At 71.6% G+C, this 12801-nt stretch carries 14 protein-coding genes; 4 read left to right on the top strand and 10 right to left on the bottom strand.

What is annotated here, in order from left to right:
- Positions 1-36: 36 nt before the first annotated feature.
- A complete protein-coding gene (locus OG562_RS11940; protein WP_266396474.1) occupies positions 37-936 on the bottom strand; it encodes an SGNH/GDSL hydrolase family protein in 900 nt (299 codons plus the stop codon).
- Positions 937-1206: 270 nt separating this feature from the next.
- On the opposite strand from OG562_RS11940, the gene OG562_RS11935 reads away from it, so the two are divergent.
- Positions 1207-1701 carry a DUF3145 domain-containing protein gene (locus tag OG562_RS11935; RefSeq protein ID WP_266396473.1) on the top strand — a complete coding sequence of 165 codons (495 nt, stop codon included), beginning with the start codon at positions 1207-1209 and terminating at the stop codon, positions 1699-1701.
- A gap of 117 nt (positions 1702-1818) precedes the next feature.
- Here OG562_RS11935 and OG562_RS11930 read toward each other — a convergent pair whose 3' ends face one another.
- From OG562_RS11930 to OG562_RS11910, 5 genes are all read right to left on the bottom strand, one after another.
- On the bottom strand, positions 1819-3099 hold the full coding sequence (locus tag OG562_RS11930) for a beta-ketoacyl synthase (RefSeq protein ID WP_266396471.1): 1281 nt from the start codon (positions 3097-3099) through the stop codon (positions 1819-1821).
- Between the two features lie 79 nt (positions 3100-3178).
- Positions 3179-3427, bottom strand: a complete 249-nt coding sequence (locus OG562_RS11925) for an acyl carrier protein (RefSeq protein WP_019067091.1) — start codon at positions 3425-3427, stop codon at positions 3179-3181.
- An 82-nt stretch (positions 3428-3509) separates the two neighbouring features.
- Entirely contained in the window at positions 3510-4511 is a 1002-nt protein-coding gene (locus OG562_RS11920) for a ketoacyl-ACP synthase III (protein ID WP_266396469.1), read from the bottom strand.
- Positions 4512-4520: 9 nt separating this feature from the next.
- Positions 4521-5450, bottom strand: coding sequence for an ACP S-malonyltransferase (locus OG562_RS11915; protein WP_266409219.1), 930 nt, complete (start codon positions 5448-5450; stop codon positions 4521-4523).
- An 89-nt stretch (positions 5451-5539) separates the two neighbouring features.
- Positions 5540-6745: a CdaR family transcriptional regulator gene (locus OG562_RS11910; protein ID WP_266396468.1), complete on the bottom strand. Its 1206-nt coding sequence runs from the start codon at positions 6743-6745 to the stop codon at positions 5540-5542.
- A gap of 193 nt (positions 6746-6938) precedes the next feature.
- Here OG562_RS11910 and OG562_RS11905 point away from each other — a divergent pair, with 193 nt between their 5' ends.
- Positions 6939-7640 (top strand): pirin family protein, encoded by a 702-nt coding sequence (locus tag OG562_RS11905; RefSeq protein WP_266409216.1) that lies wholly within the window; start codon positions 6939-6941, stop codon positions 7638-7640.
- Here OG562_RS11905 and OG562_RS11900 read toward each other — a convergent pair.
- Both OG562_RS11900 and OG562_RS11895 read right to left on the bottom strand, forming a co-directional pair.
- Positions 7594-8427 (bottom strand): serine hydrolase, encoded by an 834-nt coding sequence (locus OG562_RS11900; RefSeq protein ID WP_266396466.1) that lies wholly within the window; start codon positions 8425-8427, stop codon positions 7594-7596. The two genes, OG562_RS11905 and OG562_RS11900, sit on opposite strands and share 47 nt — an antisense overlap.
- 19 nt (positions 8428-8446) lie before the next feature.
- A complete protein-coding gene (locus tag OG562_RS11895; RefSeq protein WP_266396464.1) occupies positions 8447-8953 on the bottom strand; it encodes a GNAT family N-acetyltransferase in 507 nt (168 codons plus the stop codon).
- Positions 8954-9049: 96 nt separating this feature from the next.
- Here OG562_RS11895 and OG562_RS11890 point away from each other — a divergent pair, with 96 nt between their 5' ends.
- Positions 9050-9565, top strand: a complete 516-nt coding sequence (locus OG562_RS11890) for a MerR family transcriptional regulator (RefSeq protein ID WP_266396463.1) — start codon at positions 9050-9052, stop codon at positions 9563-9565.
- The gene (locus tag OG562_RS11885) at positions 9562-10590 is read left to right on the top strand and encodes an aldo/keto reductase (RefSeq protein ID WP_266396461.1); all 1029 of its coding nucleotides are present in this window, start codon (positions 9562-9564) and stop codon (positions 10588-10590) included. The genes OG562_RS11890 and OG562_RS11885 overlap by 4 nt, the downstream gene beginning before the upstream one ends.
- Before the next feature lie 63 nt (positions 10591-10653).
- Here OG562_RS11885 and OG562_RS11880 read toward each other — a convergent pair whose 3' ends face one another.
- A complete protein-coding gene (locus OG562_RS11880) occupies positions 10654-11520 on the bottom strand; it encodes a DUF4429 domain-containing protein (protein WP_266409214.1) in 867 nt (288 codons plus the stop codon).
- Positions 11521-11577: 57 nt separating this feature from the next.
- Entirely contained in the window at positions 11578-12798 is a 1221-nt protein-coding gene (locus tag OG562_RS11875; protein WP_266396459.1) for an alpha/beta hydrolase, read from the bottom strand.
- Positions 12799-12801: the final 3 nt, after the last annotated feature.

The raw sequence follows: 12801 nt of genomic DNA, 5'->3' as shown, positions 1-12801 counted from the left end.
GGCGAAACCCTAAGTCACCGGCCCCGGCCGCCCCCGTCACGCGCCCTTCGCCACGACCTTGCGGTACGCGATCTCCGCGAGCCGCGCCTGTCCGTCCGTACTCGGATGGAACCAGTCCCAGTGGCTCAACTGATCGGTCCCGAACCGGTAGTCGTACACCGCGCCGTCGTCGAACCGGCACCGCACGTCCTTGGCACAGACCTCCTCCAGCACCGTGTTGTAGTCCTCCACCCGCTTCTGCACCGTCTCGCGCCGCAGGGTCGCCGCCGAGTCCAGCGCGTCCGCGTCGCCCAGCATCGACGGGCAGATGCCCAGCTTCCACACCTGCTTGCCCAGCACGTTGGTCCGCCCCTGCGACCACAGCCGCTTCAGGTTCGGCACGCTCGCCACGTACACCTGCGACTTCGGCAGCGCCCGGCGCAGGGTGCTCAGCGCGGCCTCGAACTCCGTACGGAAGTCGGCCACCGGCGTCATCTCCTCCGCCGACGCCCGGCACGCGTCGTTCGCCCCCGCCATCACCGTCACCAGCTGCGGTTTCTCCGCCGCGGCCCGGGTCATCTGGTCCGCCAGATCCGCCATCCGCGCCCCGGTCGCCGCGAAGTTCCAACTGTGCGCGGCCGCCTTCGCCGAGCCCAGCAGCCGCACGGCCAGACTGTTCACCTGGCTGTTGCTGCCGGTCGCCCAGGACACCTCCGGGCAGTCCTGCAGGACCGTACAGGCGTCGAAGCCGCGGGTGATGGAGTCGCCGACGGCCGCGACCGAGGACGGGCTGGAGTCCCACAGCGGGGTCGGCGAGGGCGACGGCTTCGCCGCTCTCGCCCCGGTGGACGACGACCCCGTCGCGTCGCCGCCCAGCGAGTCGCAGCCGGTCAGGCCCAGCACGGCCGCCGTCGTGACGGCGAGCGCCGCCCGCGTGCGCCGGTTTCGCATCCGCATCCCCTGGTGATCCCCTCGCTCTGCGTACAACGGCCCCACCCATGACAACGCACGGGAGTTCCCGAGCCGCGGCAGGAAGCAACCGACAAGAGGGAACGCTTCACACCCGTGCAGGCGTCCTGCCGGGTGAATGGCGGACGTTCACGGCACCGGGACCGACGGTACGTCACACTCCTTGCGCCGCCGCACGGTAGCCTCGCCATCAACGCGGCTGCCTGCACCGCAGCCATGCCAGCCTGCAAGACTGTCCCGCTCTGCCCGGAGGTCCCGGTGACGACACGTGGAGTTCTGTACGTGCACTCCGCGCCGCGCGCGATGTGCCCGCACGTCGAGTGGGCCGTCGCCGGGGTGCTCGGCACGCGCGTCAACCTCGACTGGATCCGGCAGCCCGCCGCGCCCGGCACCTGGCGCTCGGAGTTCTCCTGGAGAGGCGAGGTCGGCACCGCCTCCAAACTCGCCTCCGCACTGCGCGGCTGGCACCTGCTGCGCTTCGAGGTCACCGCCGAGCCCTGCGCCACCGCCGAGGGCGAGCGCTACAGCTGCACCCCCGACCTCGGCATCTTCCACGCCGTCACCGGCATCCACGGCGACATCCTCATCCCCGAGGACCGGCTGCGCGCGGCCCTGCTGCGCAGCCAGCGCGGGGAGACCGACCTGGAGGGCGAGCTGTCCAAGCTCCTCGGCAAGCCCTGGGACGACGAGTTGGAGCCGTTCAGATACGCGGGCGAGGGAGCTCCGGTGCGCTGGCTGCACCAGGTGGTCTGAAGCCGGGACAGGTGGCCGGACCAGGTGTCCGGAGCAGGTGTCCGGACAGGTGAAAGGCCCCCACCTCCAGAAGGTGGGGGCCTTTCACCTGCGTACAGGTGCTGCTGAGACCGTTTCTCAGACGCTGCGGAACGCCAGCACCACGTTGTGCCCGCCGAAGCCGAACGAGTCGTTCAGCGCGGCGATACGGCCCTCCACGGGCAGCTTGCGGGCCTCGCCGCGGACGATGTCCGCGTTCGCCTCGGCCTCGGGGTCGAGGTTGTCGAGGTTGATGGTCGGCGGGGCGATCCGGTGGTACAGCGCGAGGACCGTCGCGACGGACTCGACGCCGCCGGCGCCGCCCAGCAGGTGACCGGTCATCGACTTGGTCGCGGAGACCGCGAAGTGGTCCGCGTCGTCGCCGAAGACCTTGCGCAGCGCCTTCAGTTCGGCCACGTCGCCGGCCGGGGTGGAGGTGGCGTGCGCGTTGACGTGCACGATCTCCGCCGGGTTCAGGTCGGTGTTGTCGAGCAGATTCTGCAGGGCGTGCGAGATGCCGCGGCCCTCGGGCTCCGGCTGCACGATGTCGTGGCTGTCGGCGGAGATGCCCTGGCCGACCGCCTCCGCGTAGACGCGGGCCCCGCGCGCGGCCGCGTGCTCGGCGGACTCCAGGACGATCACACCGGCGCCCTCGCCCATGACGAAGCCGTCGCGGCCCACGTCGTAGGGGCGCGAGGCGGCCTGCGGGTTCTCGTTGTTCTTGGACATCGCCATCATGTTGCCGAACGCGGCGATGGGCAGCGGGTGGATCGCCGCCTCCGTGCCGCCGGCGACGACGACGTCGGCGCGGCCGGTACGGATCATCTCGATGGCGTAGCCGATGGCCTCCGCGCCCGACGCGCACGCCGAGACCGGCGTGTGCACGCCCGCGCGGGCGCCCACGAGCAGACCCACGTTGGCGGACGGGCTGTTGGGCATCAGCATGGGCACGGTGTGCGGGGAGACGCGGCGGACGCCCTTCTCCTTGAGCACGTCGTACTGGTCGAGCAGGGTCGTCACGCCGCCGATGCCGGAGGCGATGACCGTGCCGAGCCGGTCGGGCTCGACGCCCCCGTCACTGCCCTCCTCGCCGGCCTTGCCGACGAAGCCGGCGTCCTTCCAGGCTTCCTTGGCCGCGATCAGCGCGAACTGCGCCGAACGGTCCAGCTTGCGGGCCTGCGGCCGCGGGATGACCTCGGTGGGCTCCACGGCGACCGGGGCCGCGATACGGACGGCCTGATCGGCCGCCCACTCCTGCTCCAGGGCCTTGACACCGGACTTGCCGGCGATCAGACCTTCCCAGGTAGAGGCTGCGTCGCCACCCAGCGGTGTGGTTGCGCCGATACCGGTGACGACCACGGTGCGATTGGTCGGGCTCACGGATTCATTCTCCAACGGTACGAGGATTCAGCGGCGCCACCGCCGGGTGGCGGGGCAGTTCAGCCCAGGGGGCGGTGGATCAGCCCTGGTTCTTCAGGATGTAGTCGGTCGCGTCGCCGACCGTCTTGAGGTTCTTGACGTCCTCGTCCGGGATCTTGACGTCGAAGCGCTCTTCGGCGGCGACGACGACCTCGACCATGGACAGCGAGTCGACGTCCAGGTCGTCGGTGAAGGACTTGTCCAGCTGGACGTCCTCAACCGGGATGCCGGCGATCTCGTTCACGATGTCGGCGAGACCGGCGACGATCTCTTCCTGAGTGGCGGCCATTTTGGGCGCTCCTTCGTAGTTTTCCAGAGGGTGTGGCAGTGGGTGTTTCCCGTCCCGGACCGGCTGGTCCGGCACGGAGTGCCTAGGGGAGGGTAACGACAGTGGCGGCGTAGACGAGACCCGCCCCGAATCCGATGACGAGCGCGGTGTCGCCGCTCTTCGCCTCGCCGGTCGCCAGGAGCCGCTCCATGGCGAGCGGGATCGAGGCGGCCGAGGTGTTGCCGGTGGTGCGCACGTCACGGGCGACCGTGACGGACTCCGGCAGCTTGAGAGTCTTCACCATCGAGTCGATGATCCGCTCGTTGGCCTGGTGCGGGATGAAGACGTCGAGTTCGTCGGCGGTGATGCCGGCGGCGTCCAGCGCCTCCTTGGCGACCTTCGCCATCTCGAACACGGCCCAGCGGAACACCGCCTGGCCTTCCTGCGTGATCGCGGGGAACTTCGCGACCTCGCCGTCGCGGTAGTCCGTCCACGGCACGGTCTGCTTGATCGTGTCCGACTTGTCGCCCTCCGAGCCCCACACGGTCGGGCCGATGTGCGGCTCGTCGGACGGGCCGACCACGACCGCGCCCGCGCCGTCGCCGAACAGGAAGGCCGTCGCGCGGTCCTCCAGGTCGGTCAGGTCGGACAGCCGCTCGACGCCGATCACGAGAACGTACTCCGCGGAGCCCTCGACGACCATGCCCTTGGCGAGGGTCAGGCCGTAGCCGAAGCCCGCGCAGCCGGCCGAGATGTCGAAGGCGGCGGCCTTGTCCGTGCCGAGCTTGTCGGCGATCTCGGTGGCCACGGCCGGAGTCTGCTTGAAGTGCGAGACGGTCGACACGACCACCGCGCCGATCTGCTCGGCGGTGATCCCGGCGTCGGCGATGGCCTTGCCGGAGGCCTCGACCGACATGGCGGCGACGGTCTCCTCGCCGTTCGCCCAGTGCCGGGTCTCGATGCCGGAGCGCGAGCGGATCCACTCGTCGGAGGAGTCGATCGTCTCCAGGATGACCTCGTTGGGCACGATCCGGGTGGGGCGGTAGCCGCCGACGCCGAGGATGCGCGCGTACGGGGCGCCCTTGCTGGGCTTGATCTTCGCCATCAGGGCTCCTTAGGCAGCGCTGTGCTCGGCGATGAGCTCGCGAGCCGCATCGAGGTCGGCGGGGGTCTTCAGGGCCAGCGTCCGCACGCCGGGCAGGGCGCGCTTGGCGAGGCCGACCAGGGTGCCGCCGGGGCAGACCTCGATGATCGCGGTCGCGCCGAGCTCCTTGAAGGTCTCCATGCACAGATCCCAGCGGACCGGGTTGGCGACCTGACCGACCAGCCTCTCCAGCACCTCGGCGCCGGTGGCGACGGCCCGCCCGTCCTTGTTGGAGACGTAACGGACCTTCGGGTCGGCCGGCGTGAGCCCCTTGGCGGCGGCCGCCAGCGTCTCGACCGCGGGAGCCATGTGAACCGTGTGGAAGGCGCCGGCGACCTTCAGCGCGATGACCTTGCGGACGCCCTCGGGCTTGTCCTCGGCCAGCGCGGCGAGCTGCTCCAGCGTGCCCGCGGCGACGATCTGGCCGGCGCCGTTGATGTTCGCCGGGGTCAGGCCCAGCTTCTCCAGATGCGCGACGGACACCTCGGGGTCGCCGCCGAGCAGCGCCGACATGCCGGTCTCGGTGACCGCGGCGGCCTCGGCCATGGCCAGACCCCGGGTGCGTACGAGGGACAGCGCGGCGGTGTCGTCGAGCACGCCCGCGAAGACGGCCGCGGTGATCTCGCCGACGCTGTGCCCGGCGACGGCTCCCGGCACGAAGTCCGTGACAGCGTCACCGAGCGCCGCGGCGGAGACCAGTCCGGCGGCGACGAGCAGCGGCTGGGCGATCGCGGTGTCACGGATCTCGTCCGCGTCGGCGTTCGTGCCGTAGTGCACCAGGTCGAGGTCGATGGCCGCCGAGAGGGCGCGCAGACGGTCCTCGACACCGGGGAGGTCGAGCCAGGGGGTCAGGAAGCCGGGCGTCTGGGCGCCCTGGCCGGGAGCGACGAGTACGAGCACTCTCACACTCTCTCTTGGGGACGGCCTCAGCCGCCCGTGGGGACAGGGACGAAGAACAGCAGGGGGTTTTGTGGAGCCCCGACAAAAGCCTAGGTCTGAGGATCTCCATCGACCAGACGCCCCAGGATCAGCGCGATCCGCAGCGTGAACGCGGAGCGTACATCCGACGGCGACCAACCGGTGACGTCAGTCACACGTCGAAGCCGGTAGCGCACGGTGTTCGGATGGACGAAGAGCATCCGGGCGGCCCCTTCGAGACTGGACGCCTGTTCGAGATAGACGGCGAGTGTCTCCAGGAGTGCTGACCCGGCCTCCTCGAGCGGTCTGTAGATCTCCTCCACCAATTGCTCGCGCGCACCGGGATCACCGGCGATCGCGCGCTCCGGAAGCAGATCGTCCGACAGCACCGGCCGCGGCGCGTCCTGCCACGCCGAACACGCCTTGAGTCCGGCCGCGGCGGCCTGCGCGGACCGGGTCGCGGCCAGCAGGTCGGGCACCACGGGCCCGGCCACGACCGGCCCGGCGGCGAACGGCCCGATCAGCGACTTCGCCACGGCGAGCGGATTGTCGCTGCCGCCGGCGATGACCACGAGCCGGGTGCCGAGCACCCCGGTCAGCACCTGCAGCTTGGCGTGCCGGGCGGCCCGCCGGATCGCCTCCACCGTCAGTTCGGAGTCCCCGTCCGGGGCGGTCCCCAGGACCACGCACACATGCTCGGGCGAGTTCCATCCGAGGGCCGCCGCCCTGCTGACGGCCCCCTCGTCGGCCTCGCCGCTCAGCACGGCGTTGACGACCAGCGACTCCAGCCGGGCGTCCCAGGCGCCGCGTGCCTCGGCGGCCTGGGCGTAGACCTGCGCGGTGGCGAAGGCGATCTCGCGGGCGTAGACGAGCAGCGCCTCGCGCAGCACGTTCTCGTCGCCGGGGGCCGCGACCTCGTCGATCGCGGACTCCATCACCTCGATCGTCGTCCGCACCATCTCCACGGTCTGGCGGAGCGTGATGGCCCGGGTCAGCTCGCGCGGCGCGGTCCCGAAGACATCGGTGGAGATGGCCTGCGGCGCGTCCGGATGCCGGAACCACTCCGTGAAGGCGGCGATGCCGGCCTGGGCGACCAGCCCGATCCAGGAACGGTTCTCCGGGGGCATCGCCCGGTACCAGGGCAGTGCCTCGTCCATGCGCGCGATGGCCTGGACGGCGAGACTTCCGGAGGACTTCTCCAGCCGCTTCAGCGTCGCGGGGTGCGGATGCGCGACGCGCGGGGCGGGTTCGGGGTGAGTGGCTTCGGGTTCGGGCACGGGGACAAGACTGCCTTATCGGGACGCGCGCGTGCGTCGCCGGGTCGCGGGCGAGAGCGTCGGCCGGTGGGTTGGGTCGGGGTGGGGGTCGGGGTGGAGGTCGAGGTGGGCTCGGGGCGAGGACATCACCTGGCCCACGTCGGCCGACGAAGACCGACGGCAGCTCTACGACAGGTCTACGGTGTTCCCCGTGATGGACGTACGGCGCGCCGGGGCGCGCTACCGCGGTGGGGACCCGGCGGCCGGGATCGACACCCGGCACGCCTTCTCCTTCGGCCCCCACTACGACCCCGACAACCTCCGCTTCGGCGCGCTGATCGCCTGCAACGAGGAGCGGCTCGCCCCCGGCGCCGGCTTCGACGAGCATCCGCACAGCCACACCGAGATCGTGACCTGGGTGATCGAGGGAGAACTGACCCACCGCGACTCGGCCGGCCACGAGACCCGGGTCCGCCCCGGAGACGTGCAACGCCTCAGCGCGGCGGCCGGCGTACGCCACGTGGAACGCAACGACGCCGACACCCCCCTGGCCTTCGTCCAGATGTGGCTGGCCCCTCTGACCCCCGGCGGCGACCCCGCCTACGAGATCGTCCGCGGCATCGCCGACTCCACCCCGTACGCCGTCCCACAGGCGGACGCGATGCTCCACGTGCGCCGTCTGGCCGCGGGGGAGCGGACAGCGGTCCCGGACGCACCCCAGGTGTACGTCCATGTGGTGCGCGGCGAAGTCCGGCTGGAGGGCGAGGAGCCGGGGGCCGGGCTGGGGCCGGGAGACGCGGCGCGCATCGTGGACGCGAAGGACATGGAGGCGGTGGGGAGGACGGAGACGGAGCTGCTTCTGTGGACCTTCAGCCCGCCCGACGGCCCCGCACCTCGGAGAGCACCGCGTCGGTGAACGCCGGCCAGGCCTCCACCGCCCAAGCCCCGAACGCCCGGTCGGTCAGTGCGACACCGGCGGCCCCCGCATCCGGATCGACCCACAGGAACGTACCGGACTGCCCGAAGTGCCCGAACGTGCGCGGGGAGGACGAAGAGCCGGTCCAGTGCGGCGACTTGGAGTCGCGGATCTCGAACCCGAGCCCCCAGTCGTTGGGGTTCTGATGCCCGTACCCCGGCAGAACGCCCTTCGTCCCCGGATACTGCACGCTCATCGCCGCAGCCACCGTCCGAGGATCCAGCAGCCGGGGCGCCTGCACCTCCGCGGCGAACCGCAGCAGATCCTCGACCGTCGAGACGCCGTCCTTCGCCGGGGACCCCTCCAGCGAGGTGGCCGTCATTCCCAACGGCTCCAGCACCGCCTGCCGCAGATACTCCGCGAACGGGATGTCGGCCGCCTTGGCGATATGGTCCCCGAGCTGCTCGAACCCGGCGTTGGAGTACAGCCGCCGCTCGCCGGGCGGGGCCGTGACCCGGTGCTCGTCGAAGGCGAGGCCGGAGGTGTGGGCGAGGAGATGGCGGACCGTCGCCCCGGGCGGCCCGGCCGGCTCGTCCAGCTCGATCGCCCCTTCCTCGTAGGCGACGAGGGCGGCGTACGCGGCGAGCGGCTTGGTGACCGAGGCCAGCGGGAAACGCTGCCCGACAGGGCCGTGGGTCCCCAGGACCGTGCCGTCGGCCCGTACGACCCCCGCCGAGGCGGAGGGAACCGGCCAGTTCTCGATCAGCGCGAGGCTCGTGAGCGACATGCCGTCGAGCCTATGCCGCTCACAGCAGCAGCTCCATCAAGGGGTCCGGCCTGGGCTTGAAGCCGAGGGCGGCGTACAGCGGCGCGGCGTCGGCGGACGCGGTGAGGTGGATCTGGCGGGCGCCCTGCGCCCGGAACCACTCCAGGAGCGCGTCCATGCACGCGCGCGCGTACCCCCGCCGGCGCGCGTCCGGGTCGGTGGCGACGCTGAAGACGTAGCCGATGGTCCCGCGCGGATTGCCGGCCCGCCCGATCCGGTACTCGAGCGTCCCGACCGCGAGCGCGGCCAGCGCGCCCGGCCGCTCGGGACGCTCCACGACGAACGCCCCGAAGCCGCCCCCGTCCGCCTCGGCGAGCCGCGCCCGCAGCACGGGCAGCGACTCGGCGTGCCAGTCCGGCGCCCCCGGCGCCTCTGTCGCCCCCGTCACCCCTGTCGCCCCGTCAGGAAACACCGAGTCGATCATCACTTGACGCAGCCGCAGCACTTCCGCGGCGTCCTCGGGCAGGGCACGGCGTACGAGACTCATGCCCCGCACGCTAACCAGTGCGATCAAGCCGCGCCCCTGGTTTTCTTACCGTTTCCGCTTGCTTGGAGCGCACTCCAAGGCCATAGCGTGGAGGCCATGACGGTGTTGCAGACCACGCCCGTGACCCCCGTGACCCACCTGACCATCGAGCAAGCCCCGGACCCCGCAGAAGTCTGCTCCGCGCCACCGCCGCGGCATCCCCGCCCCGACGGGCGGGACAGCTACACGATCAGCGAGGTCGTCGCGTTCACGGGCCTGACGGCCCACACCCTGCGCTGGTACGAGCGGATCGGGCTGATGTCCCACATCGACCGCTCGCACACCGGCCAGCGCCGTTACAGCAACCGCGATCTGGACTGGCTCGACCTCGTCGGCAAGCTGCGGCTGACCGGCATGCCGGTCGCCGACATGGTGCGGTACGCGGAGCTGGTGCGTGCGGGCGACAGCACGTACGGCGAGCGCTGCGAACTGCTCGAGGCGACCCGGCAGGACGTGAAGTCCCGGATCGCCGAACTCCAGGACACGCTCGCCGTGCTCGACCGCAAGATCGTGTTCTACGCCGACGCCACCCGCGCCCAGGCATACGAAGTGGAGAGGACCCCGACCCGATGACCGACCACCCCACCCTCCCGACCCTCCCGACGGCACGTCTCGGCGCCGGCGGCCCCGAGGTGGGCGTCCAGGGCCTCGGCTGCATGGGCATGAGCTTCGCCTACGGCCCCTCGGACGCGAAGGAGTCCCGGGCCACCCTGGAGCGCGCCCTGGAACTGGGCGTCACCCTCTACGACACGGCCGACGCGTACGGCGCCGGCGAGAACGAGCGCTTCCTCGCCCCGTTCTTCGCGGCGCACCGCGACGAGCTCGTCATCGCCACCAAGTTCGCTCTGGCGATCCCGCCGGACGATCCGACCCGCCGGATCATCCGCAACGACGAGCCCTACATCCGCCAGGCCGTCGAGGCGAGCCTGAAGCGCCTCGACGTCGACGTCATCGACCTCTACTACATGCACCGGCGCGATCCGAACGTGCCGATCGAGGACACCGTCGGCGTGCTGGCCGACCTGGTCCGCGAGGGCAAGGTCAAGCAGCTGGGGCTGAGCGAGGTCACGGCAACGGAACTGCGCGCCGCCCACGCGGTCCACCCGATCGCCGCCGTGCAGTCGGAGTGGTCGCTGTTCAGCCGGGACATCGAGGCGCAGGTCGTCCCGGCGGTCCGCGAGCTCGGCGTGACCCTGGTCCCCTACTCCCCGCTCGGCCGGGGCTTCCTCACCGGCTCCTTCGCCAACGCCGACCAGGACCTCACCGCCGACGACTACCGCCGCACGCAGCCCCGCTTCACCGGCGAGAACGCGGCGGCGAACCTCGCCCTGCTGGAGCCGATCCGCACGGTCGCCGAGGCCCACGGCGCGAGCACGGCCCAGATCGCGCTGGCCTGGGTCCAGCAGCAGACCCGGGTCCACGGTCTGCCGGTGATCCCGATCCCGGGCACCCGCAAGCCGACCCGGGTGGAAGAGAACGCCCGGGCCGCGACCATCGAACTGACGGAGTCGGAGCTGGCCCTGCTGGAGCCGATAGCGCAGAAGGTGGCGGGCGACAGGTACGCGGACATGACGTTCACGTCCGCCGGGCGCGAGTAGAGGTCTTCAGGGGCGCGGGGAACGGCGCGGCCAGCCCCACGGATCCGCACCCGAAAGAGGACCTCAGAGCTCCGACAGCAACTCCGCCTTCTTCACGGAGAACTCCTCGTCGGTGACCAACCCGGCCTGGTGCAGCTCTCCAAGGTGCCGGATCCGTTCGGCCACCTCGGAAGGATCACGACGCGGGCTCGCGGCGGCAACCGCTGCCGCGGGCCCACGCGACCGCACCGCCGCCAGGACCGCCGCCGCGAACGGCAGCGACTCGTGCACGGGCCCGTACCCCAGCCCGAACACCACCGTCGCCGGATCCTGGTCGGCCTGCGCCGGCTGTTCCGCCGTATCGCCGCCGTCCCGGCGAAGCAACCGCAGATGCCCCTCGAACAGCTCCGGCGAGCGCCACTCCACCCCGCTCAGCTCGGCCACCGGAAAACTCTGGTCGCCCGCTTTCCACTTCGCCGAGGACGCGCCCGTCCAGAACCACCTGAACCGCACCGTCCGGCCGTCGAAGCTCGCCTTCGCGTCGTACGCCTTGAACTGCAGCGGCGTCTCGGGAGCCGGTACCAGAAACCGTTCCGCGGGACCGGACGCCGTCAGTCGCGCCCGCAGCTCCTCGGCGTAGTACTCCGCGAGGACCTCCCGCTCGGCCGGCAGCACCAGCCGGTAGGGGTCGCAGCCGTCCTTCAGCTGTCCCGCGGCCGCCTCCATCAGCGGATCGGCCCCCGGTCGCGGCTCGGCGCGCAGGACGACCGTCCCGCGCTTGCCCGGCGTGAGCGTCACCCCGGACAGCGCAGTGAGCGGAATCCTCCGTTCACCCAGCGCCGACAGCAGCTTGGGGGTGCGCATCCCCCGCTCGTAGCGGATGAGGACGGAATCGGACTCGAACTCCCAGGCGGCATGAAATCCGGCCAGTACGTCACCCATGCGGCTCATCGTATGCGGGACACGCATCTTCGTCCCCTCCCTGCGCGAGCCGCAATTCCTGCGTCTCTACGCGCGTCCGGCCATCGTAGTGTCGGACAAACCCGCCCGGCAGGCGTCATCGTCGTGGGCGCACTCCACCGACCGGTACGCGCCAGTACCGATGTCCGCGAAGTTGCGCAGGCTGTCCGTGCCTGGTTCGAAGTAGCCTCCATGGCCCTGGGCGTCCCGCGCCGACAGCACGCGCGCGCCGAACGACCGCGCCATCGGGTCCTCGCCGTGCCCGAGGCCGCCGACCTCCAGGTGCGGCACGTCCTGCACCCAGTCGTCGGCGTCCCGCATCGCCCACACCCGGGCGTCGGTGTCCAGCTGAGCCGCCTTCTCCACCCGCATGCCGGGGCTGCCGGCCACCGCTATGTCGGCCACCCGGGCGGGCAGCGCGTGCGCCGCGACCCCGCACACCACGGAGCCGTAGCTGTGGCAGAACAGGGAGACCGGCGCGCCGCCGGGCAGGGCGTGCAGCAGGGCGTTCAGCCGTACGGCGCCGCTCTCGGCGCGCATCGCGGTGGCCGAGTCGATGCCGAGACCGTCGGGAGAGGTGTAGTCGGCCCAGGCGATCACGGCCGTACGCGTGGCCGGGCTCGCCTTCCGCTCGGCCGAGTACAGGGCCTGCGCCATGCCGACGGGCGCCGAGTAGCGGCGGTTGGTGCGCTGGAAGGTGAGCAGGTCGGTGTCGACGCCGGGGACGACGACGGAGATCCGCTCGGCGGAGTCGAGGTCGCCGAAGACCTCGGCGGCGCGGCCGGAGCCGTCGGGATCGAAGGCGAGGATCTGCCGGTCGGCGTCGCTCAGCGTCTCGAAGCGCTGCATGCGCCGGCCCGCCAGCTGCTGCCCGGAGGGCGTGAGCCGGTCGTCGTGCGTGCGGGTGCGCTCGATCCGGACCTGCCGGAGCAGGGCGACCCGGTTGGCGCGGTAGCGCAGCTCGACGGGCGCGCCGTTCATGTTGCCCACCGCGAGCGGGTAGTCGTGCACGAGCGTGGTGCGCTGCGCGGCGTTCAGCCGGTCGAAGAAGCGGGTCAGACGGTCCGGCGTCGCCGTGTCGAGGTCCGGCAGCGCGTGCCCGTCGAGCCGCCCGTGCTCCCACGCCGTGCGCGAGGCCTCGACGGCGGTGCCCTCCCGGTGGTGGCGCACCGCGGTCCAGCCGGTGGTCGCCAGCATCACGAACACCACGGCCAGGGCGGCCAGCGCGCGCCAGACGTTGAGCTGCGGAGAGGTGTCGAAGGAAGTCACTGG

It is taken from the genome of Streptomyces sp. NBC_01275, from assembly GCF_026340655.1.
In the GTDB taxonomy this organism is placed as follows: Bacteria; Actinomycetota; Actinomycetes; order Streptomycetales; family Streptomycetaceae; genus Streptomyces.
Note: the sequence above shows the minus strand (reverse complement) of the source record. Positions and strands in the feature narration are given on the sequence as shown.

Coding starts and splice junctions, on each gene's coding strand:
- OG562_RS11940 (WP_266396474.1), bottom strand. CDS start 936: ATGCGGATGCGAAACCGGCGCACGCGGGCGGCGCTCGCCGTCACGACG.
- OG562_RS11925 (WP_019067091.1), bottom strand. CDS start 3,427: ATGGCCGCCACTCAGGAAGAGATCGTCGCCGGTCTCGCCGACATCGTG.
- OG562_RS11920 (WP_266396469.1), bottom strand. CDS start 4,511: ATGGCGAAGATCAAGCCCAGCAAGGGCGCCCCGTACGCGCGCATCCTC.
- OG562_RS11905 (WP_266409216.1), top strand. CDS start 6,939: ATGGACGTACGGCGCGCCGGGGCGCGCTACCGCGGTGGGGACCCGGCG.
- OG562_RS11900 (WP_266396466.1), bottom strand. CDS start 8,427: ATGTCGCTCACGAGCCTCGCGCTGATCGAGAACTGGCCGGTTCCCTCC.
- OG562_RS11895 (WP_266396464.1), bottom strand. CDS start 8,953: ATGAGTCTCGTACGCCGTGCCCTGCCCGAGGACGCCGCGGAAGTGCTG.
- OG562_RS11890 (WP_266396463.1), top strand. CDS start 9,050: ATGACGGTGTTGCAGACCACGCCCGTGACCCCCGTGACCCACCTGACC.
- OG562_RS11885 (WP_266396461.1), top strand. CDS start 9,562: ATGACCGACCACCCCACCCTCCCGACCCTCCCGACGGCACGTCTCGGC.
- OG562_RS11880 (WP_266409214.1), bottom strand. CDS start 11,520: ATGAGCCGCATGGGTGACGTACTGGCCGGATTTCATGCCGCCTGGGAG.